Source organism: Exiguobacterium sp. s140 (assembly GCF_018617035.1).
In the GTDB taxonomy this organism is placed as follows: domain Bacteria; phylum Bacillota; class Bacilli; order Exiguobacteriales; family Exiguobacteriaceae; genus Exiguobacterium; species Exiguobacterium profundum.
Genome location: NZ_JACSJK010000003.1, coordinates 209,586 through 233,151, shown reverse-complemented (window position 1 = coordinate 233,151; position 23,566 = coordinate 209,586). Strand labels below are relative to the sequence as shown.

Annotated in this window: 26 protein-coding genes; 3 read left to right on the top strand and 23 right to left on the bottom strand. The window is 40.8% G+C overall.

Features of this window, described 5'->3' with window-relative positions; all coding sequences use genetic code 11:
- Positions 1-15 precede the first annotated feature (15 nt).
- The 10 genes from KNO61_RS12175 to KNO61_RS12130 form a co-directional block, all read right to left on the bottom strand.
- Entirely contained in the window at positions 16-996 is a 981-nt protein-coding gene (locus KNO61_RS12175; RefSeq protein WP_214688394.1) for a pilus assembly protein TadB, read from the bottom strand.
- Between the two features lie 54 nt (positions 997-1,050).
- Positions 1,051-2,631: an ATPase, T2SS/T4P/T4SS family gene (locus KNO61_RS12170; RefSeq protein ID WP_214688396.1), complete on the bottom strand. Its 1,581-nt coding sequence runs from the start codon at positions 2,629-2,631 to the stop codon at positions 1,051-1,053.
- 41 nt (positions 2,632-2,672) lie between these two features.
- Positions 2,673-3,416: a CpaE/TadZ family protein gene (locus KNO61_RS12165; protein ID WP_214688399.1), complete on the bottom strand. Its 744-nt coding sequence runs from the start codon at positions 3,414-3,416 to the stop codon at positions 2,673-2,675.
- Between the two features lie 51 nt (positions 3,417-3,467).
- Positions 3,468-4,328: a LysM peptidoglycan-binding domain-containing protein gene (locus KNO61_RS12160; protein WP_214688401.1), complete on the bottom strand. Its 861-nt coding sequence runs from the start codon at positions 4,326-4,328 to the stop codon at positions 3,468-3,470.
- Positions 4,325-4,492 (bottom strand): hypothetical protein, encoded by a 168-nt coding sequence (locus tag KNO61_RS12155; protein ID WP_214688403.1) that lies wholly within the window; start codon positions 4,490-4,492, stop codon positions 4,325-4,327. The genes KNO61_RS12160 and KNO61_RS12155 overlap by 4 nt, the downstream gene beginning before the upstream one ends.
- A gap of 212 nt (positions 4,493-4,704) precedes the next feature.
- Entirely contained in the window at positions 4,705-5,175 is a 471-nt protein-coding gene (locus KNO61_RS12150) for a hypothetical protein (RefSeq protein ID WP_214688404.1), read from the bottom strand.
- Positions 5,172-6,341 (bottom strand): tRNA nucleotidyltransferase/poly(A) polymerase-related protein, encoded by a 1,170-nt coding sequence (locus tag KNO61_RS12145; protein ID WP_214688405.1) that lies wholly within the window; start codon positions 6,339-6,341, stop codon positions 5,172-5,174. The genes KNO61_RS12150 and KNO61_RS12145 overlap by 4 nt, the downstream gene beginning before the upstream one ends.
- Before the next feature lie 42 nt (positions 6,342-6,383).
- Entirely contained in the window at positions 6,384-6,656 is a 273-nt protein-coding gene (locus KNO61_RS12140) for a hypothetical protein (RefSeq protein WP_214688406.1), read from the bottom strand.
- A gap of 143 nt (positions 6,657-6,799) precedes the next feature.
- Entirely contained in the window at positions 6,800-7,270 is a 471-nt protein-coding gene (locus KNO61_RS12135; protein ID WP_214688407.1) for a hypothetical protein, read from the bottom strand.
- Positions 7,267-8,073, bottom strand: a complete 807-nt coding sequence (locus KNO61_RS12130) for an endonuclease NucS domain-containing protein (protein WP_214688408.1) — start codon at positions 8,071-8,073, stop codon at positions 7,267-7,269. Before KNO61_RS12130 ends, KNO61_RS12135 begins: the two co-directional genes overlap by 4 nt.
- 323 nt (positions 8,074-8,396) lie before the next feature.
- Between KNO61_RS12130 and KNO61_RS12125 the strand changes: the two genes are divergently transcribed.
- Entirely contained in the window at positions 8,397-9,068 is a 672-nt protein-coding gene (locus tag KNO61_RS12125; RefSeq protein ID WP_214688409.1) for a hypothetical protein, read from the top strand.
- 69 nt (positions 9,069-9,137) lie between these two features.
- Here KNO61_RS12125 and KNO61_RS12120 read toward each other — a convergent pair whose 3' ends face one another.
- The gene (locus KNO61_RS12120; RefSeq protein ID WP_251030836.1) at positions 9,138-9,914 is read right to left on the bottom strand and encodes a sigma-70 family RNA polymerase sigma factor; all 777 of its coding nucleotides are present in this window, start codon (positions 9,912-9,914) and stop codon (positions 9,138-9,140) included.
- Between the two features lie 284 nt (positions 9,915-10,198).
- On the opposite strand from KNO61_RS12120, the gene KNO61_RS12115 reads away from it, so the two are divergent.
- Entirely contained in the window at positions 10,199-11,008 is an 810-nt protein-coding gene (locus KNO61_RS12115; protein ID WP_214873482.1) for a TlpA family protein disulfide reductase, read from the top strand.
- A 60-nt stretch (positions 11,009-11,068) separates the two neighbouring features.
- Here KNO61_RS12115 and KNO61_RS12110 read toward each other — a convergent pair whose 3' ends face one another.
- The 12 genes from KNO61_RS12110 to KNO61_RS12055 form a co-directional block, all read right to left on the bottom strand.
- Entirely contained in the window at positions 11,069-11,848 is a 780-nt protein-coding gene (locus tag KNO61_RS12110) for a hypothetical protein (protein ID WP_214688411.1), read from the bottom strand.
- Between the two features lie 13 nt (positions 11,849-11,861).
- The gene (locus tag KNO61_RS12105) at positions 11,862-12,371 is read right to left on the bottom strand and encodes a prepilin peptidase (RefSeq protein ID WP_214688412.1); all 510 of its coding nucleotides are present in this window, start codon (positions 12,369-12,371) and stop codon (positions 11,862-11,864) included.
- Between the two features lie 109 nt (positions 12,372-12,480).
- Complete coding sequence (locus tag KNO61_RS12100; RefSeq protein WP_214688413.1) at positions 12,481-13,173, bottom strand: hypothetical protein; 693 nt, start codon at positions 13,171-13,173, stop codon at positions 12,481-12,483.
- Positions 13,127-13,846: a hypothetical protein gene (locus KNO61_RS12095; RefSeq protein WP_214873480.1), complete on the bottom strand. Its 720-nt coding sequence runs from the start codon at positions 13,844-13,846 to the stop codon at positions 13,127-13,129. The genes KNO61_RS12100 and KNO61_RS12095 overlap by 47 nt, the downstream gene beginning before the upstream one ends.
- A 127-nt stretch (positions 13,847-13,973) precedes the next feature.
- Positions 13,974-14,186 (bottom strand): hypothetical protein, encoded by a 213-nt coding sequence (locus tag KNO61_RS12090; RefSeq protein ID WP_214688415.1) that lies wholly within the window; start codon positions 14,184-14,186, stop codon positions 13,974-13,976.
- A gap of 136 nt (positions 14,187-14,322) precedes the next feature.
- Positions 14,323-15,204, bottom strand: coding sequence for a hypothetical protein (locus tag KNO61_RS12085; RefSeq protein WP_214688416.1), 882 nt, complete (start codon positions 15,202-15,204; stop codon positions 14,323-14,325).
- Positions 15,205-15,217: 13 nt separating this feature from the next.
- Positions 15,218-16,168 carry a type II secretion system F family protein gene (locus KNO61_RS12080; protein WP_214688417.1) on the bottom strand — a complete coding sequence of 317 codons (951 nt, stop codon included), beginning with the start codon at positions 16,166-16,168 and terminating at the stop codon, positions 15,218-15,220.
- Between the two features lie 224 nt (positions 16,169-16,392).
- The gene (locus tag KNO61_RS12075; RefSeq protein ID WP_251030835.1) at positions 16,393-17,721 is read right to left on the bottom strand and encodes a TadA family conjugal transfer-associated ATPase; all 1,329 of its coding nucleotides are present in this window, start codon (positions 17,719-17,721) and stop codon (positions 16,393-16,395) included.
- A gap of 92 nt (positions 17,722-17,813) precedes the next feature.
- Positions 17,814-19,244, bottom strand: coding sequence for an ATPase (locus KNO61_RS12070; protein ID WP_214688419.1), 1,431 nt, complete (start codon positions 19,242-19,244; stop codon positions 17,814-17,816).
- Between the two features lie 129 nt (positions 19,245-19,373).
- Complete coding sequence (gene cpaB, locus KNO61_RS12065) at positions 19,374-20,159, bottom strand: Flp pilus assembly protein CpaB (RefSeq protein WP_214688421.1); 786 nt, start codon at positions 20,157-20,159, stop codon at positions 19,374-19,376.
- Between the two features lie 12 nt (positions 20,160-20,171).
- Positions 20,172-21,812: a CpaE/TadZ family protein gene (locus tag KNO61_RS12060; protein ID WP_214688423.1), complete on the bottom strand. Its 1,641-nt coding sequence runs from the start codon at positions 21,810-21,812 to the stop codon at positions 20,172-20,174.
- 223 nt (positions 21,813-22,035) lie between these two features.
- Positions 22,036-23,016, bottom strand: a complete 981-nt coding sequence (locus KNO61_RS12055) for a helix-turn-helix domain-containing protein (RefSeq protein WP_214688425.1) — start codon at positions 23,014-23,016, stop codon at positions 22,036-22,038.
- 200 nt (positions 23,017-23,216) lie between these two features.
- Here KNO61_RS12055 and KNO61_RS12050 point away from each other — a divergent pair, with 200 nt between their 5' ends.
- Positions 23,217-23,495, top strand: coding sequence for a hypothetical protein (locus KNO61_RS12050; protein WP_214873478.1), 279 nt, complete (start codon positions 23,217-23,219; stop codon positions 23,493-23,495).
- Positions 23,496-23,566 lie beyond the last annotated feature (71 nt).

Below are 23,566 nucleotides of genomic sequence, written 5' to 3'. Positions count from 1 at the left end.
GGTATCTCCCCTTTCTTATTTCTTAATTTTTCCGAGCTGTACGTTTAAGAACACTGTTCCTAAGATAGCGGCAAACCCACCTAGTAGACAAATCAGACCGAAGAAGCTTCCAAATAAAAACTCTCGACCGATTGGGTTGAAGATAACGTTAGCAATCGCAACCAGAACTCCTACTACAGAAAGAACGTAATTAATCATAATCCCGTATTTTCTATCAGAAACAGATTTGATTTTACCCGTATTTTCTTTCTCTAACATTTCTCTTAGAATACGAAGATTGTCCATAGTGGCATCCTTGTCAGAATCCTCAAGATAACTAATCAAAGTAAACGCAAAACTTTTAAGCCACAAGTTATCATGTTCTCTTAGAAATTCTTGCAAAACGTCCTTGGGATTCCGTGAAATCATTCGATTCGAAAGGTTCTCTAACAATCCTCTTATCGGTTCATCAGATGCTCTTGCTGTTTCATATAGAATGGTCTTCACATCCTGATGTCGTGTAGAAGCACGAATAAAATTGTCGATTGTGCCTGGCAATAGTTGCTCAATCATAACAATCGAGTCTTGTTTCATCTCATGGAGAAGTTTTCTGGCATACCAAGACAGTAATACCGGTGTGATTAGCGCCAACACATAAACTTTGAACACCATAAAGATTAGAGCGATACCCGCTAAAACACCAACAAATGAATAGAAGATGACATCTGCGATATGTTCTTTTCCTTTCCGAGCTAAAATAAGCTCCAATTCTTCATAGATATGTCTCAGGGATTTAAATTTTTGAAGGAACTTGACTCCTCGATTTTTCTTGACTACGCCACTACGTACATGAAATCTCTTCCGTTCAGAATTCAGATAGACCAAATAGTTTGCCAATGCATAAAACACTGTCAATGCGAGGAGCCCGTTGATAAGCATCGGAATAAATGAACCCATGTCGATAGAGATAGTCGGCAAATGAATATGGTCTCGCATAAAAGTGGTTACGACTTCCATCACATCACGTCCTTTCATATTGTATTTAATAAAGAAGGAGAGACGTATCTCTCCTTATAGGTCAAGCATTTCTGACATCTTGACATCATGTTCATTCAAGAGATTTTTGAGACGAGGGCTCAACCGATTCTTGGTTCGCTTATATTCGCCTACTAGTGGGTTGTCTGGGTCGAAAGTCCAAATATACAATGGGTTCATCCCTGCATACTGTCCTTTCTCATCCACCATAATTTCCGAAATCGATTTGATTCGAATCTTATCCCCGACCTGACGCATGATGATGACGACATCCATTCCTTTGGTCAATTTGTTTTTAATATGAACGGAACTCTCGTGTCCTGCATCTGGTGACGACATATACATGTCTACACACATTTCCATAAATGATTCATCATCAAGCGCATGAGCAGTAAACATGTTTCCACGTGTTTTCAAGTTTGCCTCGTAGAGTTGCTTGAACTCGCCACCACGAGACTCAGGAATGATGACTCGGTCTGCGGTTGTACGTAACGACGTCCGCAGTAAGCGTTCAAAACTGAACCCTCGTTCTTCATCCACATTTAAAACTGCTACATCGTGACCTTTCAATACTCGTTCAACATCTGTTTCTGAAACGGATGCGATGACCACCTTACGTTGTAGGGGCGGGGTGTAAGTTAGAAGGTAATTGATAAAGGTGGTTTTACCGGTTCCCATTGCTCCACCAATACCAATGTTCGCTTTCCCTTTAACAAGGACTCCCATAAGTCTCTCGATAAACTCATCAACTGTACCGCTCTTTCTCATCATTTCTGAGTTTGGAATGAAGTTGGTGAACTTACGAATATTCAAGAGCCAGTTGTCGGAAGCAAATGGTGTGACCATGTTTACACGGTCTTGGTTCGGACGCACCGCTTCAATAATCGCATTTTCGACATAGTTCCGTTCTTTTTTGGAGAAGGAGATAGTTCGGTCGAAGACTTTCTCTAAATCATTTAAATTTGAGAATGTTTTGTCGTATTTATGTTTTACACCATTCTTGATGAAGTAGATAGCACAACTGAATTCAGGGAACGTTCTCGCATTGACCATGATTTCTCCGATTTCCATATCATCATCCAACTCTTGTAAAACACCCATTCCATACAGGTCAGCATAGAGTCGATATGCATAGCCTTCTAACTCGCTTCGAGTCACGATATTCCACGTTGCCAAGTATTTTCGAATCTTACTCAGGACATAATTTCTAGCATTCTCATGGATGGTCGCTTCTTTGAGCAATTCAGTATGACGTGCGACTTCAAGAGGAGTCCCTTCAATATTCTCCATCTCTACTTGAAGGCGAGTTTTGGTTGTTTGATATTTTTGTTCTTCAGGTGACAATAAGGCATCTTTCTCACTCGAAGATAATAGTGTCAGTGTCTCTTCTCCTACATAACTACCATCACGTTTTTTATAGACAAAGCGAACGATTTCAAGCTCCCCATCCACTGAAAGATGGGGATTTTTACTGACATCGAAATTTCCTAATGGTTTCCGTTCCGTGTCATACATCTCTAAAACTTGAAAGTCACGTCCCATTTCGAAAGCTAATTCTAGTAGTTTATATTTTTTGCCGTTTTTACGAACGACGATTGGATTCTTTCGTGAACTCATTTGAATTCCCCCTTTTATGTCATTTCATCTGTATCCAATTGTTATAAGGAGAGCCCTTTTACAATCTCATCAAATGGTGTTTCTTGTTTCTTCCGTTTGATTAGCCCGCTGAAGGTCTTCTCTTTCAAATCACGGTTATCAATCGTTGACGGGTTAAATGGTACAACTCCGATAACATTCAACCCATAGTTTGAAAGAGACAGGTTGAAATCTAAGTTAGATGATTCATCGAATTGGTTGTAGACAAAACGTACCGGAACATCTTCTTTTTTGTAGAAGTTGATGACATCCATCGCACCATCAACAAGGGAGTAACAAGTGAAGTCGTTCCGACTCACTAAAACAACTTCATCCGAATGGAACAAGCTTGCAGTTGTTCCTGCATTGTCCGTATCAGATGAAACACTCACCACAACAACGTCGTAGATTTTCTTCAATAAAGAAATGATGGCTTCGATATGTTTGTTTTCGATAAAATAATGGTTCTTTCCAAGTCGGCTCCCTTTGAGGACATCAATCCCATTCAAAGAGACCATATTCTCTTTGAAAAGCTCCACATCCAGAAAATCTCCATCGATTTTCTCGATAAGATTATCAATTCCGTGTACCTTGTCATTGTCGGTTAAATATCCGGCAAGAAATGGCGCTTTAAAATCGAAATCCACCAGTGCGATTTTTTTATCAGGATGGCTCTCTTTGATAGCATGTGCCACATTTGTTGCCATGTATTTGCCCCCTGAACCCTGTACAACCGGATAAAAAACGATTAGTTTTTTTTCATTCATATAAAATTCCTCCTTTGGCTTCACATTGTTAAGTTACCTATAGAGCTCGTATTACATCGCCGGTACGAAGATTTTATCTCCGGCTTTCACTTTTGAGATTCCATCGTTCATTTCTCGAAGCGAAGATTCGGTTGTCACAAACTTGTCTGCGATATCAGCGAGGTCTTCACCATCTTTGACGACATATTGCACCGTAGCACGGCTATCTTCTGTTTGAATCGGTTCAATGTCAGAAACGAGCTTTGTAGTCCCTGCCTCATTCTCCTTAGATACGCTCGATTCGACCGAATCATCAACCTCATCCAGAATCTTCACAGCAATAATTTGTCCCGTAGAAATGGCTTCTTCATATTTAAAGACTTCGTCCTGGTCTAACTGGAGATAAAAGCTCATACCATCCTGCGGCTGTCCTGCAGTGTTTTCCACGACGCCAAATACCGTATTTTTCGTATACACTTTCTTCGAAGCGAACAATTCTTCAACAATGAACTTTCCGCCTTCACCCTTGTATTTCTTGATTAAACGGACATTGTCGTTGTCTTTGAGCGGCAGGTTCGACTCGATTTTGACCTCGGTCAACAGTGAGCCTTCTGGATTCTCCTCTTCCGTCAATCGTGCATTCGAGAGGAGCTCTCCTTTTTGTAGAGTCCCGACAATCTGCTTTCCACTTACAGACTGGATATTTGTCACAGAACCCGGAAGCACCGAGCGTGCAGAAACCGTAACACCTTGGAACATTGAAGCATCAACCTCTGTATATGCAGGGATTGTATCTCGTGCGACATATACGACTGCTTCTTGTTCTAACTCAAAATTCGGGACATAAATGTTCTGATAACTAAATAACCCTCCGGTGAGCACTAATAATCCGGTAAGTACTTTCGCTTGCTTGCTCATCGTTCTCTTACTCATGTTTCATCATCCTTTCCTTTGTCTGATTCCACTCTCTCAAGTCCCACCTGAATTAAATGAATGATGGCTTGAGTTCTAGTGGTAAAACCCTTATCTTCTTGATATGCTTCTATCTTGTTGAGCAACACCAATGGATATCTCATATTGACCATTCTTTTTTCCATTTGTTTCCCCACCTCTGTTCTATGCGTTCTTTTAATACACATAACTCATTCTATTTTGACTATAGTCAAAATATCAAATTTTTCAGGGGCTACATCGATTTTTTTCAACAAAAGAAAAGAGAAGTTGCATAAAGGCAACTTCTCCGAAACATAAACCGATAATACATACGCTAGACATTCAGTCGCACGTCCGTTTGTTATTTTCATTCAAATCAACATAACAGCTCGTCTGGATTCAAGTCTAGCAAGCATTCGAAAATCTTCTTTTTACTCAAATGTTTGTCAAGGTACTCAACTATCTGTTGAATCGATGACTCTGACACATAGTACGGTTTTTCACCATTTCGATGTGCCGGTTCGTTAAAGGGGTCAAATCCCCTCAAGAACACGTTTCCGAGACGCTCTTCGTACTTCCATCGGTTAATCAATTCTGATTCCGTCGAAATACCGTCTCCATCCAGGAAGACCTGACCAATGCGAACCACAACATGTTCAGAATGTCGTTCCTCCGGAGACTTCACGATTTGATAAGGCATGACCATTTCTGAATCAAACCAAATCAAGAAGGCTTTCATTAAAGAACGACATCCACCGTCATTCCATCCGACATCAATCAACAATGCAAGCACTTCATCTGTCCATAAAACATCTTTCAATTGTTGATTTAATTGGCTTGTGTTCACATGAGAACCTCCTTTCGGAACATCTCGATGATTTCTGGCTCCCTCATGCCAAGGATAGATAACGAAATCGCTTTTTCCAACTGGTTCTTGAAATCGACTGAAGGTTTGACACCTGCTCGAATCAACCAATCACCATCGATGTGGAATTGGATGTCGGCTCGTTGTCTCAACATGCGATTTAGCATATCTATTTTTGTACTTTCAAAAAGTAGCATACTATTCAGGTTGATGAAGTCCATATGTTCATCAATGAAATGTCTATGAGATGCAATGGTCAATGCTAGTTCTTCGGCTGTGGTGCAGTGTCGAACATCTAGGATGAAACGACGAGACACCGCAACGAGTTTCCGATTCTTTTTGTCCTGGATTAATTCTTTCACAAATGACTCAGCCAAGTCCTCAGACATTTCCAATGACATCACTGCAACATTGAAAGCGAAGGTGTTTTTTGAAGACAATAGCTTTAGCTTTGCAAACGGAATGGATGGCAATACTTCAATGACATTCGGGAAGCTCTTCAACAAGTGAACGAAATGTTTCGGATGTCCCTTAACCATACCTTTTTCAATCTCCGTGTAAATTCGCTCTTTGGCTAAGTGAAGTAGTGACATCGATTTCATGAGTTCGATTGTTAAAGGTTCAATGGAAAATCCGAAACGTGCCGAGAATTGTAATGCCCGTAGGACACGTAGCGAATCCTCTTGGAACGTGACATTATCCACCACTCTTATGACACGATTTGCAATATCATCGACGCCATAGAAGTGGTCAACGATTTCACCCGTCAACACATCTTCCATAATGGCATTGATTGTGAAATCTCGTCGTTTTGATGCTTCGAATGTACCCATAAACGGGTCGGTGATGACCTCAAAATCTGTGTGCTTCTCTCCTGTTTTTCGTTCTCGTCTTGGTAAACAAAAATCAATATCTACTCCTTTGATGAGATAAACCCCGAAAGATTCACCCACAAAATCGACCTGACCAAACTGTTTGAGAACCTCAATCAATTCCGCTTCCGTGACCCCATGTATTTCTACATCGATGTCTTTTGAATCCCTTCCAAGCAATCGGTCACGCACATATCCTCCGACATAGTACAGTCTGCCTCCGGCTCGTTCAATTTGCTTCGCCACTTGATGGACAAGCTTCAATTCCTTTTTCATCATAATTCCTCCCGTCCCGACAGATAGGTTTCTGTTAGGGTTTTATTCGTATTTTTTGGAGAATGACTTGCCATATCCTCCCCATCCATCAACGACACCCGCTATCAGTATCACTGTTGAAAAATAGAACACTAATAGGTCGCTAAAGCTACCTGTCAAAATCATGAATATTGAAATAAAAATACAAATTCCTGCTTTGACTTCAGTTTTAACGCCATCAACATTCTTCTCATGATTTCGTTTGCTTCGGATATCTTTCTTCAAGACACTGAAGAACGGCAGAAGAATGCCTACAATGATTAAATAAATCGTCATAATCATAAAACCTCCCATTGAAATAAAAAGTGTTTTCAACTATATACATAAAGGTCGATTCATCGACTCCAATTTTCTACAACCATATATTCTATGCACGCCCAAAAGCGTCCATAATAAAAAAGCGTAGATTGCTCCACGCTTTACTCTGTTTCTACAAGTTCATATGTGAGCTCAAAATCTTCAAATGAACATATATTAAAATCCGTTTCATCATGAATGATTAAATACCCGCCTCCGGGAGAGGAAAATAGAGGCACACCATCGTTCCATGTTGGGAAAATGTAGAAGGGCATGTCAATCTTATAAGCCAATGAATCCTTTTTTCGGCGATATTGATTTTGCTGAACCTCCTCATACAGGACATCAAATCTGCTTGATTTTATGATGTAGTCAGCTGATGCATCGCCATTTCTAAGGACTCTATAATCGCCTTCTTCACCAAAACAAAGCCCTTCCTTTGAGATGAAGGTCATTTTTTCTGTAAGGCGAACAGCTTCAATGATTTCAGTTTTTCTAACTCGACATGCATGTTCGATGATACTTTTTACAAATGAGGGTGTAACTAGAACAGCCGTCTTCTTTAACCGGGTTCTCTTTTTTTCATCATTCATGCAAATAAAACACTCCTTTTCGGTACAATTTTCAAATTAAGCTCCTGTAGTCGTTTACCTTTCATCTTCCCTTTAAAAACGATTACGGAACAATTGGACTTTTCTAGGATTTCATTCATGATATGTGGGACAAATTTCGGCACGATGGCGATGAAACGAACCCTTCCTTCACCATAAAGCTTTTCCATCTCTTTTACGTAATATTGAGATTGCCAAACAAGGTCAGAATCCGAAGTGACTTTCGCTTCGACGATAACAATATTACCATCCTTATCCTTCCCCATGATATCAATTCTTCCATTCGGCAACACTTGTTGGCGACTCATTGGTCGCAATCCAGGTTCAATTAAGTCCAGATTGTCGTACAAAAAGGATTCGAGCTCAAACTCAGTCAACTGTTCGAAATGGGAACCGAACTTAAGGTGGTGATGGAGTTCCCTGTCTAACCGCATTTCGAGAGACAGAGGGAATGCCTCTTCTATATCGATTCCTTGGCACCCAACCTCTCCAACGCCTTCTGTACGAAACTCTTGGTTTAGAGTGGTCAGGTATTCCCGTTGCAAGCAAACTGCATAAAAGTCTTTTTTTGACCATTTTGCTTGCTTTCGCTTCGATAATTGATTGATTTTTTTAAAGCTTTCCTTCATATCTACATAAAAATCCCCTTTGTAATACAAATGGGCATGACGTTGATGCCAATCTGAAAAAATAGTTATCATATCGTTCGGATTGCATGTCAACTGTATATCCGAGAACCGGAACATCTTCCCTTTCAAACCCCACTCTTCTAATAATTGGTTCATGAGAATTCTCGGTATTTCTCCCTTTTCTGGAAGACGAATCTTCCCCTTTTGGACAAACGGTGTCAATGAGCGAAGGGCAAGATACATGTAAAGACGTTCTTCCTCAATACACGTCTGAACCTTTAGGTTTTCCCAGAAGAGAAGTGAGATGTCTGATTCAAAATCGATTGGTATCTCCCCCTTTTTGGTCTATTTGGACATATATATTCATACTATTCTATTTTTGACTATAAACAAAATTCGATTGACTCTATAGTATATTTTAAGTACAATTAGAATAGGATAACAGGTACACTAAACACCAACAAAGGAGAGGATTTAATATGGCAAAGAACTTTGCAAAACAAAACCCACAGCAATTGTTAAAAATCTCAGGAAAGACAACGTTCGTAGAGGTGTTAAACACATTCTTCGGTATCAACAAACTCGGACTTACGTTTGCGAAGTATGATGACAAAAAGCCTGAAGGCGAACGAATGACGGATAACATCACCATCTTCATGAGTTTTGACAAAGCACTCCTTCTCTCGAAGGATATCTTAAGTGGGAAGATTGCCGGACTCGCCCAAAAAGAAAAGGCGAAAGGCGAGACCTATCCTCAATCAATTTATACGGAAATGGGAGGCACATCTGCCGCCACATTAGAAAGAAAAGGCAAGGCACGCCCTGATGGAAAATCTGAATCACGTCAATTCAAGATTCATCCTGGTGCCAAAGCCCCATTCATGCTTGTCGCTGAACGGGGTGCAGGAGAAGAGAACCAAACAGGACTCATCGTTCCGAAGAAAGTTGAAACAAAGGTAATGGTTCCTTGCTCAGCGGACGATTTGAAAACTCTTGCCGTCGTAATCGAGTCACATATCAATGCGTATCGTGCTTCGAAGTATGTGGATGGTGCATTGATGGAGAACCCTTACTTCAAGGAGAATAATCCGACCCCTTCGAACGAAGAATTGAAAAAGCAAGTCATGGCGTTACTTCAACAGATGAAGTAAAAAAAAGCTCTCGTCAGAGGGCTTTTTTTATATAAAAAATGACAACTCGTAAGGTTGTCATTTTACTTATTAAACAAAGACTCTTTCATCTTGATATGTCGATTCTACATATCTCTTGATTTTATCGATGCAGTTCTTTTGTATCTTCGATACATTCGCCTGACTCATTTCGATTTCTTCAGCGATGGTCTTTTGTGTTTTCACTCTAAATCCGTTCAGACCATATCGAGAGTTCATAATATATTGCTCTTGAAGTGTGAGTTGGTCAATTGCCTCTAAAATCGCAAGCTTGTCCTCAGTCACCTCATACTTATCTTCGATGCTGAGTACTTCTAGCTTGGAGTTTGCCGCTTCGCTCAGGATATCTTCTAGTTGAAAATCGTTCCCGTTTTTGTCCTGTGAGAGTACCATCCCCATCGAAACAGTGTTCTCTCTGAATTTCTTTTCTTTTCTTAAGAAAAATTTAACCTCGTTTTGCATACAGTTTACGGCGAACGTTGAGAACTTAGTCCCATGCCCTTTGTCGAACGCATTCAAGGCTTTTGTGAACCCTAACGTACATACAGAAAAGAGTTCATCATATGGGAGCTTGGTGTTTCGAAACTTGTTGGCAACGTGGTGGATAAGCTTCACATTTTCGACTGCATACCTATCTTTCTCCTCCTGTACCAAGAATTCAGGCTCACCCTTACTCTCATCATGCTCATGCGCTTCTCCCTGGTATTCATCCAAAGTCTCCAACTCATCGTTTTCTTCCGGTTCGTGGCTTTGTGCATTTAAATTAGGAATTTCCCATAGTTCTAGCTGAGTCATATCAGCCGTGTCTAATGTCATTGTTTCCATCATCTATCTACCTCCTTCTCGATATGTGGCTCGTCTCGTCGTATCTACCTGCGACGTCTTGGATGCAGGATTTTTTGCAAACATCAAATATTCTATGCAGTCACCCGCTCTCATATGCATATATTACATTTTAATTTTGACTATAGTCAAAATTACGAGTGTCTAATGGTGTTCGAGGTATAACTGCAGACAAGGGAGGTCGATAGATATATTTTTGACTATAGTCAAAAAATAAAGTAGAATATGTGTGAGCCTTAGATAGGAACACACTATAAAGGAGTGATGATATGAAACAGTATGGACATGTGAAGAAAATCATGTTGACGGGTATGCTTGGAGCTATCGTTTTGAGTGGAGCAGGATGTACGACATTCCAAAAGAAAGAACAAGCCCCGAGTGACAATGACTCGCACCAAGTCGCTTCAGTTGATAAAGTCAAAGAGGAAGAACCTGAGGTAGAGCTTAAAGAAGTCCCACTTGTTGTGGACTATACCAAATCTGCAACAGAAATCTTAGCATATTACACAGAAGAAGGCATGAGTCGCTTCAAGCTTAGTTATCCAGATACCTACTCTATGGAATATGCATTGAAGAATATCGGACGAAAAATGCCAAGCTTTAGCGGGAAAGACCTGAATGGAAAGACTGTCTCATCAAAAGATTTTGAAGGCAAATCGTACATTGTGAATGTATCGAAATCAACATGTGAGGTCTGTACGGAATTGGCACCGGTCATTCAGAACCTTGAAAAGAATGCTGATGAGATTCCGGTTATCAATATGTATCCTATTGATGACAGCAAGGAAGTTAAGGCATATCGAAAGAAAACAAAGTGGAGTCATGATTCCTTGGTATTGGTGGGAGATGAGAACAAATCTATCAAGAACCTTGCAATCAAAGAACTTTCAGTGGAAACCGTCCCTACTCTTCTTTTCGTCGATAAGAGCGGACGTATTTCATACATCAATATCGGACTGACTGATGACATGTTGTTGAATGATATGAAGGAAAAGGCATTTGGAAGCGAAAAACTCTACGACTTCGTAAAGAAAGAGGTTGTTAAGGTCAAGGCAGACGAAGAACTATCCAAACAATAAATAGACAAAGGAGTCGCTAAATAGACAAAGGAGTCGCTCTTGAGAGCGACTCCTTTTGTATTACTGGAGCACTTGAGAAATCTGTTCATCATCGGTTTCATGTTGAATCTCTTGAAGCTCATCAATGACCTGTGAATATGCTAAGTGCATTTCCTCAAGAACTCTATCTTTCAAGGCAGGGTCTTCATTTAACACTGTCCATCGTCCATTTTTATATTTCATTGCGAAACCCGCCGGTGCAGAGATTCTTTCGACTACATCGTCCTTGACTTCCATCACTACAAGAGTTGCAAAAATGGTATTCGAGTGACGTTTTAGTCGTAGGAAGAGACCTTCTCCACACTGTAATGTCTCATGACTGTTCTTATCTGGGAAGCTCTCACTAGGCAATGCTTGAATGACCCACGGAATAAAATCCGGATGAACCGATGCGATATCAAGTGGCAGGTTTTCCTTAATCAATAGCACCTCGGCGAGTCGTTTGAATCTCAGGTTTTCATGAGATGTGTGTGCGAACCAACGTCCCCCTACCTCGACGACACCCAATAAGGTTTCTTTACCAATTGTATGGATTTGCTTAGCCAATGTGTCCAGTACAAATGCCGTCCGTTTCTGAAGGATTTCATTTGATAAGTTTACTTCCTCTACCGTTGGCTGTCGGTCATGGACACCTGAAATCAATTTCCCTTCTTCTTGTACAGGAAGGTCTCCTGAGGACAACTGTCGTGCTTCATAATCCTCAAGGATGAAAATATCCATATGTGATACCCCACCATTCATCATGTGGTAAATCTTCATATATCGTTTATCATTTAACTCTGTCATTACGACTTGTCTCAAATCAATCATCTCCTTATACGAAAATAGCGATGCCATAGAATAAAATTGAACCTACCAGAATGAAAGGTGCGAACGGGATAGACTCTTGACGGGAAACATATGGGTAGAGCATGTTCCGAGTCATTACGTATGTGAATCCACTTAAAACAGCAAACAGAAGGATGATGGGTATTGCCTTTGCACCGACCCAAAAACCAACGACAGCTGACAATTTGATGTCTCCTCCCATCGGGACATTTTTGATAAATGCCGGAATGAAAAGGATTAAGAATCCGAGCGCCATTCCAATATAATTCGAATAGCTTGCAATCATCCAACTATCACGTTTAATCGAAAATACTTCGAGCACGTTCGTCAAGTACATGAACATGAGCGCCGTAAGTAAGAAAATCCGATTGAAGTTGTCTGATATTTTCCTTGTTTTTAAATCCATGATGCTCGCATATGTCAGAAATGCGATGAATACGGCAAGGACGTCAGGCGTGAAAAGCATTGGTGAGGCAATGTCATGTATTTTCTCCATAGTGTGATACACCTCTCTATCCATACTAAATAGTATATAAAAATTCTACCTATTATTTTGACTATAGTCAAATTTAAGTAGGGCGATAAAAAAGAGCGGAACTCCGCTCTTACCGATACACTAGTCGAGTAACACTTCTCACCAACAACGTCTGTTTGCCATCATTGGCTTTATCAACAACAGTTACCGAGAAGTTAGCATTGTCAAATGAATTGAATACTTGTGATGTATAATTCTCTCCGATGTCGAAATGATTTGAAGTGTTCACTTCAAGGCGCACAAGAGCATCAATGGCAAATTGTGGTCGAGGACGTTCACTTTTATTTTTCCCAAGCCCGAATGTCGAGTAGTCAAAACTAGCCCGAACGTTTTCAAGTTTTACACTCTGTATCGTGTCGTTCACCTTTACTTGATTCGACAATTCTTGGCGATATGCTTCCTCAAGTTTTTCAAGGTACCTCTCATCGACGGCTTGTTTCAATTCTTCTCGAACCTGGTCTTCACTCTTATCAGACCGAAAGCCCGCCCCACCAATTTTTTCTTGGTAAAGTTGATTCAAATCGACATTCTTTTTAAGGGTGTTTCCGCCGGACAAATCCATTACAGCCTGTACCTCGTTGATTGTCCATTTCTTAACAATGATATCCGTATATCCTGCAATTATTGTTGCAATAATCAAAATCAGCATTACAGCAATTATGCTAAATACTCCGTCCTTGTTTTTGATACGTTCTTGAATGTGATTTAATTGCCCATCAGAGCTCTTCTGAGCCTGACGTAATGTCTTCCACTTCTTCCGCATCCAACTCACCTCCCGTTTCTTCTTCAGCTGTAGAGCCATCCTCAACATTGTCAGGCACATAATCATCCTCAGTCTCTTCCCATTCTTCTTCTACTGCATCTTTGGTATAGCTTTCAGATTTCCATTCATCAAAATCATATTTGAATTCTGAGACTGTGTGTCGCTCTGCTCCGACGTTGGATGTCGGAGACATGTTACCCAGAATGAGCTTCATCCCCATCCATTGATAAGATGCACGAATTTCTACATCCATGGAGTTCATGTAGTCCACATCGAATACGGTTTCTGGTGTGAGACGACCAGTTCGCACGAGATTCCCGCTCCGGTCATATTCAGATAGTGTCACCTGCCACAATCCTTCGTCACGAGTCCCCAAACCGGTACTCACCATTTTCCGTTCAATCTTTGTGAGCAACTCATTGCTCGTCATGTACATGTCGTCTCCTCCGGGATAACCATCTGGCGTGTCTTTGACAACACCACCCTGCTTCCCTAACACCCTGACGACTTCTGTCACCTCTTGGTTCACTCCAAAACGTTTCCCTCCTATGATGAGCAGGTCAGTCGTAAATGCGATGAATACAACAAAAAGTAGGAGAGCTATTGTAAATTCAATGAACTGAGAACCTCGTTCTTCGGACAATCTATTTTTGATTTCGTCATATGTCTTCATTTTCTCACCATCCTCACATTCTTGATTGATGTATTATAGATAGCTGACTAAGAAAATACATATAAAACAATGTCGTATTGAAGACATAAAAAAACAGGGCGTTTTCGCCCTGTCTAACACAATACTATCAGAGCCCCGATGGGTTGAAGTTTGTGTTTGCTTTGTCGAGTTTGTCTACAGAATCAGCAGAACCGAACAAGAACTCTTGAATTTCAGAACCAAACAAGAAGAGTGGAATTGCAATTAATAGAGCAACTGCCAATATCATGATGTACTCCGTAGTCGTTGCTCCTTCTTCACCGCCACAAACGAATTTGGCACGTTGAATCATATTTTTCATAGTGTATCCCCCATTTCTCTAAACATTATTTTCAATCTTAGGCGATTGCCTTCAATTTCTGTTATCTTATATTCTTTCAATTGCCTTTATAAGTATATAGAACCAATATTTTAAAAAACTTGGTTCTACATATTTATCAGGTCAGGTTCATCATGGAGTGGAACGTCGGCAAACCGAATGCAACGAACAGCGCTAACAGTGATGGTGCCTGCACGAGTGTTGCCATGATTTGACGCTGTCCAATTTTGTTCAAGATGACCTCGTACTGCATGTCCAACACTTTTTCTCGTTGCGATGAGAAACTCTCATTGATATCGATTCCTTGTTCAAGGTTCAATTTCACCAAGGAGAAGAATTCTTGAATCTCGAAAATATCAATTTCTTCATTCAAACGTGCAATCGCATCTGAGAGCGATAAGAGGTTCGCATTCACTAGGAATTTCTTCATGATTACTTTCCATTCAGGCGACATGTAAGGGAAAGACTCTTCGATGGCAGTAGCCAAAGGAATCCCTGCCGACAAATAACCTTGAATGATTCGAATGAACCCCGGGAATGAATTGAAGATTTTTTTCCGATTCTCTTCCGCCGCATTCTTCATCAGGAATGAGAATCCGAAAAAGAACACGAGAAATCCGACGACACCAAAGAATGGTGCGATTTGATATAAGAGGATTCCCGAAACGACAGCAATCCCTTTCAGGATAAGACGCATTGCAACGAATTGTTCTAGAGTGTAGTAAGTATCCCACCCTGAGATTTTCAAGTCTCTCTTCAACTTCTCGGTATCAGTTTTCTTGAGAAACGGTAATAGATATTGAATGACCGGCGACGTCACCGTCTCAATCGCTTTTTCTGTACCCTCGATTTTCGCTTTTCCTTCATCTGTGAATTGAAGTTGCCTCATTCGTTTCTGATGATTTCGATAGTCATCCATCGAGAACATCATCCCGAACAGGGAACGACTGAAAAAGAAGAACAACAATGCTCCCGCCAATATGAAAACAATATTCATCATAAATTATCCCTCCTTAATTAATCGGTGCTCCGATTTTTTTATTGATAAACCAGAATGTAGCAAGCATGATGGTCAAAATCACAGTCAAGCCCATCTGTCCGGTTGATGTGTGTAACATAAAATCGAGATAGCTGTCAGATGTAAACGATTGATATATCATGACAAAAGGAATAGCCGCGAGAACAACAAATGATTCCCTCTTAGGACCCGCAATCTCTTTGCGTAGCTTACTCTTAATTTTTTCATTGTCTCTATATTGCTTGTAAACTTCTCTCATCAAGCCATCACGAGCGTCCTTTGTTCCAAGACTTGAGGCAATCTCATAAAACTCTGTGAACAATAAAAGATATTGATTCCCAACACGACGATGCAAGTCTCGCAACGCTTCATTGATTGGGCGTCCATAATCCAAGTCGTTCTTCAATCGAAGAAGCTCTGAATATAATGGCTCGTTCCCCTTGAAATCATCCGTCGTATCTCGAAGTGCCTTCCCGAAGTCTCCGTGGGATGAATATCGTTCTATCGAAAGTTTGATGAATGACCCTACTTGTTTCTCGATGACCGACAATCTGCGATTTCTTAAAAACTCAATGATTTGTCCTGGTAAGAAGAAACCGATTATCGCCAAGACCGGCAATTGATAGATACTTTTCATTACGAAGAGCGATGTCAATGGGAGAAGTAGAGCGAGCAGAATCGTCAAAATTCGATACTCACCATAACTAAGATTTAAACCTGCCTGAAAGAGCCTAGACTCTGTCTCAAATTTCTTTGAAACCTCAACACGGTCTTCTAACATTTCCTCCAGTTTCTTCTTCAGAGCCAGTTCTCGAAGGCTCGATTTCGATTGTCGTTTTCGCATCTCAAGAATATTTTCATCACCTTCATCATCACGGGACATAAACGTCATGACGGAGAGAATGAGCATGAAAAGAACAAACAATCCAATAAACAAAATCAACATATTATCATCTCCTTTTTTAACTCAAACATTTTCCTGAAAGCCCATCATCAACACAGACCTACTCATCAGATGAATTTTTTAATATCTTATTGAAGTTGTTCCGTGCTCAACACTCAAATTTGTTCAATACTTGTTCAATCGCCAAAATTGGCATATAAAAAGACGATTTTCTAAGATGTCCGGTTAGATACATCATAGAAAAAGCGTCTTTAATTGGTGTGCTATCAAGCCCATCCTTCAACCAAATGTTTGATTTCTTCTCGTTTGACGCCACGTCGCAACATTCTCTTCGCTTTGTCAGGGCTCATTTTGTTCAACATGACAAATGTTTCTTTTTCAAAGTCAAACTCAAAAATTGGTGTCAATTGCGTTCGACCGGATTCCTCATTGAAGGTAACCTCAGAGATAATGGAGACTCGTCTGCCGATTTCAGGGATATCATCCTGAATGGCGATATAGTCGATAGCATTCCCGATGATACGTTCGACTACATCGATGCCCAGATTCGGCATCGCCATTAAATATTTGGTGACAAGTCGATTCAAAATATTGATAGGCTCCCCACCATGCATCGTAAAGATGGTCGCATGTCCTGTCTCCGCCGATTCGACCGCCGCTTGTGCCTCTTTCCCTCGAACCTCACCATACACGATATATTTAGGTTTTAGTCGGAGAGCGGCAACCCCTAAGTCGTAGAGGTCGATGTTTAGCTTTTCATTGGCATTCTTATGCGTGACCATCTCCAGTGTGTGCTTGTTTTTTGGATACAGTTCTTGAGTGTCCTCTAGGACGAGCATCCGCTTGTTCAACAAGGACACGTAGTGGTCAAGTAGGGCTCGAATTGTTGTCGTTTTACCGGAACCTGTAATCCCTGCATACACAAAGTTCAATTCACCCTTGATGATATGACCGAAGAAATCAGCCATCTCTTGACTCATCACATTCTGTCCGATGATTTCTGGAAGTGTAACATGTGACTCTTTATGTTTTCGGAACGTGAGCGAGTAATCCTTTGGTGTAATCACTTTGGATGTCGCAATGATACGGTCTCCATAAAATTCCGCATCGACTATCTTGTTTTCACCGTTGTTGATAGTTTTCCCAACACCTGAACCGCCTTTAAGAAGCACACGGTCAATAAAGTCTTTATAATGCTTAGGCGAACGGAAGTGATGTTCATACACCTCGTCCACACCATTCCGCTCCACTCTGATGTTGTTATATTCAATGCAGTACACGTCTGAGACTCCAGGGTCATAAAAAGCCGGTGCAAGTACGGAGTAACCGACAAACTCTTGTGCCGCTTGCTCGATGAACTGTTCAGGTTCCGTATTACGAACTCGAATGTTCCGCCCGTAAACAATATCTCGGATATCAGATTTGGCTTCTTCAATTAATTTCCGAAGAGCAGACTTGTCCTTCTTCTCATCTTCATCACGTGCAATTCCTTCGTCGCCTTTCAGTTTATCCCCAAGATGCTCCCTGACAATATCAAGGGCATCCTCAAATGAGTAAATGGTACCGACTTCCTTGACACCCTTCATTCTTTGCATGTCTTGCTTGAAGCTCCTAAAACTCTTTTCGATGGACATATCATCTCCCCCTTTTCAGTTAAAAAAGAAGAGGCATTCACCTCTTCGAATGATTATCGTGTAAAGAAATTCTTTTTCTTCTTGCCGTCCCGGAAATCTTGTAGCTGTTTTTGGTATTCGTGTTCGAGCCACTCTAGATTGTCGAGTTCCCAAATTTGGTTCGCAATTCGAGCGAAAGCGAGTTTTGGCAAAAGCGTATAAGGTGCTTCTCCTTCATCAAGTACAATCGGCTCCGCCGCATATAGTCTGTTCAAGAATACGGACTTCGGAATCATAGGTAACGTACCTGCGAGTTTGAACCCGCTGTCTCGAACATGTTCAGACGTGAAGACGAGTTCTTCCGGCTCTTCGACGCCATACATTTTCATATACTCTGGAACATAATCCTCGTTCAGGATGTACTCTACCTTATGCAAGACATCTAGATTCTCCAGTGTCGTCTTGTAACGGGTATTGTTTCTCACATTGTTAAAGTCAAGGTTCAATACGTAATACGTTTTGGTAGCTAACCGCAATAACGGATACGTCGTGACGTGTGCCAATGATGAATTCGTGTCGATGAATACGAGGTCGAATTCCGAGGCGACTAGTTCAACCAAATAGATGTATTGATATGGTTGGATGTTCTCAATCTCTTCCATCGTCAATGTTGAACCGGTGAGCACGTGAAGGTTTTTAAGTTTATGGTACGGACGGAAGCATTGAAGGACGAACTTGTTCACTTCTTCGACACGTCTGACATCATCAGAAAGATTTCCATCATTATCGACGATGGTTGCAATCTTATCCATCGCAGTTTTCAGGTTATAGTCATCATCTTCAATCGAGAGTAAGGTACCTAAAGATAGGTTTTGTAAGTCTGCCTCGACTAATGCAATACGTGGGGATTTCCCATTCTTTTTCTTTCCGTATTTTGCGATGATGCTCGGGATGTTTGTGGAGATGAAACTTTTTCCCGTTCCTGGTTTAATCGATGACACATTGTAGACGTTCTTATATCCGTCCTCCTCAACGTCCTCTTGTACGACATCTTGTTCTACATCGAATAAAAGTTGAGCCTTCTCTGCAGACTTTCTGTGATACTTCAATAGAAATGCGACATCTTCACGTGGGACAGGATTCTCCATGGCATATTCAATCTGTTTTGGAGCGATACTCTGTTCAATGAGGAGCGGGTGAATGCCCACGAGAACAAGTGAACCAAGCGCCATATAGCGTGAAACGTCGTTCGGCTTCGGAGTCACGGTCATGTATAAGAAACGAACCTGAGGATGTTCTTGTTTCAACTGTGCTAATAATTCTGTCAAATCTTCATTTCCGGTCAACATATCTGACACCATAACCATATTAGGTTTCAGCTTTTGGACAGCAGACATGAGTTCATGTCGAAAATTGATTTGACCGACAAATTCATATCCACTAAACTGCAGTACTATCTCATCTATTTGACGATAACCCGTAGCGAGTAATACCTGATTATTCATACAAATTCCCCCTTCTTTTAAAGCGTGTTTTCCTTATGTTTCATATATCTTATTTCATCTAAGGGTCAAAACATTCCCCATAAAATGTCGTATGCTGATTCAATAAAAAAAGAACCCGTTAAGGTTCTTTTATTTGTTGGATTCCGCAATACCCTCACCTGAGAATACTTTCGAGAAGTCTCCATGGATGTAACCAGAAGTATCGTATTCTTCAGATTTGTTGAATTGACCCGCAACTCGGATGTTACCCGTCTTCATTCGAGCTTGAATCTCTTCGGCTTGGTCGAGCGTTACGGCTAAAATGAGCTGTGCAAGTTCGCCAGTGTCAGCTTGAGCTTCCAACTCTTTTCCTTCTTCGACTGCCTGTTCACCTTTGACGTTTTGAGTGCGGTCTCGATATTCGAAACCTTCAGATGTCGTTGCCGCAAAGACAAGAACGTCCGACATAAATGTTTTTGAATAGCTGTACGATTTTCCATCTTTTGATTCTTGACCAACATAAATCAAATCGATTCGGTCGCCACGTTTGACGTTACCGCCAATCCCTTCACTATATGTGACTGGAATAGATACCTTTCGAAGTTTCGAAAGGTCTAGGCTTTCGAACGGGTCAACATTTTCCTTACTGACGATATTTGGCTTCACAACATATTCATTCTTGTACACCTTTGTCGAATTGTACTTTCCGATGATGTCATCCATCGACAATTCAAACGTCGAGTTCACGGCTTTTTCAGGAATTTCAACCTCAATTAAATCTGAAGCGGAAATCTGAGTGTTCGGTGCGATGTCACGACTGAATTGATATACTTTGACCGGTTCGATTTGCTTCTGCGTGTAGACATAGAATCCACCGGAAAAAACAAGAACCCCTGTGGCTTGTAGCAACATCATTGCAATTTTTTTACCTTTCATCTTATCTCCTCCTTACATGTTTTCGATAGTTTTAGCAATTTCAACAAACGCCTTTTTGAGTTCCTTGTTTCTCGACCCTAAAACAGCAGGAATGCCGTGATAGTTCGCATTCACGAAGTCCTTATGGGTGTTCGGGACAACCATGTGTACCTCATGTTTCAACCAATCTGAGATTGCTCGCTTGTCGAGTTCTGAATCCTCATATTTGTTTACTACATAATAGAGTTTATCGACCAAGTTTATGCTCTTGCTGTATTCAGTTACCTGTCGAACGCTATTGCCGACATGACAAATATCTTGTGTCAACGTATAGAAAACTTGTGTCCCAAAGCGAAGTGCCGTCTCGGTATAAGGATTGCTCTTTTCCATATCAGCATCAAGAATGATGTAATGATAGCCTGCCTCGAAGAGCAGGTGCATGCACAGCTCTTTCAATGTCTGAGGATTCCCTGCAGAAATCTCATTCGATGACTCGGTATAGCTCGGAGAAAAGAACAAGAAGTCCAAATTGTTCGGGAACAGTTTATATGCATTGAGCATGACATCTCCACCATTTGTCCGTTCGATAACTTCCTTCATTCGAACAATCGATTTATGAACGCCGGAGTAATCACCGGTCTCTAAGCCGAATAGCGCCGCTTCCAAGCCGTTGGACATATTACGGTGTAATTGGTAAAGATAATCGACCGTGGATGGTCTCTCTTTTAACTCGATATAAATCGTTTTATATCCGCTCAATGCCAACTGGATAGAGGTGTTCAATGCGATTTGGGTATTCCCTACTCCATGTTCGCTCCCGATGAATGTCAAGATTTTCTGTTTACCGTTTTTCGAGAGCTCTCGTTTTACAAATGCCTCGGCTTCTTGGTTGTTTTTGTGTAAGTCAACTTCTCTCTGTAGTTCAAGAGTCTTCAGCTTTAATCGCTCTGCATTCTCGTAGTCTTCATTTAAAACAGGTTGAGCCTTTGACTTTCGACCGAAGAACCCTTTGCTTCCAGATTCTTGTGGCTCCACATCCGGAATCGAATCCGGTGTGTCTACGTGGACTGGTTCCTCTTTTTTTGAACCGAAGAATCCTCTAGATTTTTTCTCACGAACCTCAGGTGGATTTGGTGATTGTTCCATCTCCTTTTGTTCCACCTTTTGTTCTACGAACACGGTTTTTTCTACATGGCGCACTACCTCTCTTGTTTGAGGTGGTTGAAAAAGAATTTCATTCGAAGACTCATCGATGACCGGCTTAGGTTGCAAGTGAGATACATGATGATACTGGTTCGGGTGTCGAACCAGGTCGATGATTTTCTTTGCCGGAACTTTTTCTTCGGCAAGAATATCGAAAATCTGTAGGTTCACAAGTGATGCTAACAATGCATCTCCGGGATTTCGTGAACCGGTAACGAAAATGATTCGAACTTCTGGATGATGCGTTCGAATGTTGTAGATGATTTCACTGATACGCTCAGTGCCTTTTAATTGCTCACGGAGGATGACGATGTCTGGCGCATTTTGCTCAATGTTCTTCAAAACACCTTCACGGTAAGTTGAGGTTCCGACAAAGTGAAACTCGTTTCCCAACTCGTTCTTGAAATATTCTTCAAGAGTACGGACTCCAATCGCCAATAAAATCTTTTCTTTTGGTTTGCTATGATTCATGGTGGTTCATCTCCTTCCTATTTTTCCATCAGACCTATCGAGAAAGATAGGATAGACATTAATCTTCGGTATTATATCTACAGGAGCGTCAGAGTATGAATCCAAACAGGTCGTATGCTGAATAAATAAAAAGACCCCGTGGATATTCACCACGAGGTCTGTCGCCATTCTATATTGAAGCAAGTTTCTATAGATATATTGATAGTTCAATATTCATAATGGTTTATTTTTTAGATTTTGTCTTAGTACCGCTAGATTTCAATTTTTTCTGTAGTTTCACAATCTTCATGAAGAGGTCTTTTCCTTCAGTCCACATTTCCTCGTCATCCCATTCCGTGTTCACGACTGAATCCAAAATGGATAAGAGCATATTTTTCTCAGTGGTGCCGAGTTTCTTACCGTTCACCTTGAGCGGCGTGACTCCCAATAACTCAAGCAACTCAACTGGTTCTGAACTTGTTGTCTGGAAATCGCCTACGGCTCCACCTTGTCCAATCATGCTGAGTACCATTGTCGGGTCATAATCGAGTGCTTTTGCTAGTTTCACGACCAACGTAACTGAAGGAGCGGTACGTTGCCCTTTTTCAAAGCGATGAATATAAGAGACCGAAAGACCTGCCTTCTCTGCCAATTGCTGTAGTGTATAGCCTTTTTGTTTTCGTGCAGTTCTCAACCAAACGCTAAAGTCTGTTGTCACGCCACGCTCTAGACGCTTCTTCAGAATTCGAATGCGTCGTTCAAATTCACGTTCGATGATACCTTGGTATCCGACACCAATCTCTGTGATGATGTATTCCATAGTCTTCTTGTATTTATCTTCAATGCGTTCAATTTCTTCTTGAGGAACCTTTTTATGTTTCTCCTCAGCTTCATCAAGTTCCTTCCATAGTTCTTGAACTGGAGTCCAGTTATGGCTCTCAATCAATTCATAGAATAGCGTAGAACGAGTAATCTTCAACCCCTCGTTATGAGCTTTTGCAAATTTCAATGCTTCTAATGCACGGTAGAGTTTGTTTAAAAAGTCTGCAGTGATAATTCGGTTCTTCCATTCGGATTGAATGGCATCAAATTCCTTTTCGATAGCAGGAATATTGTCCACTGCATCATCCTTTTCGAGCATTTGAATCAATTTATTTGCACGCATAATATCTTTTTGGTCGAGTTCCTCTGTTACTGACGCCCATTTATTATTTTGATTAACCATAAGTATTCCTCCAAAAAATTTTTTCATTTTTATTTGACAATAGTCAAAAAATTAACTATACTAAAAACAGTTGATGACGTTAGTTCTGACCAAACCAACTCGTCTACTCTTAATTTACCCAGGGGAGATATTCGTTAAACCACTTTTTTTGACAAAAGTCAAAAATATTTTTCACCTTCTTGCGAAGGGGGAAAACCATCATGAATCAGATTAAAAAAGTAGAAAAGACTAAAATGTCACGAGGCACAAAACGTTTACTGGAAGAAGCCATCAACGGATTGGAACCCTCGGAACAATGTAACACGAACGCAATCTGCGATAAAATGGTAGAGTTAATATTGGATAGATATGATGGAGCTACTCTTGATTATCAACTCAAACGCATGGACTTAGAGACAACTGGACGAATCATCGAAAAGATTAATGCTTACTTCCAGAAGCACCCTCATAAAATTGAGGAAGTATCTCTGACTGTTTGAGTCGTAACCTCATCACCCATTTCTTCGAAAACAGTGAAACGTGTCATTGGATAGAAAAGAGTCGAATCAAT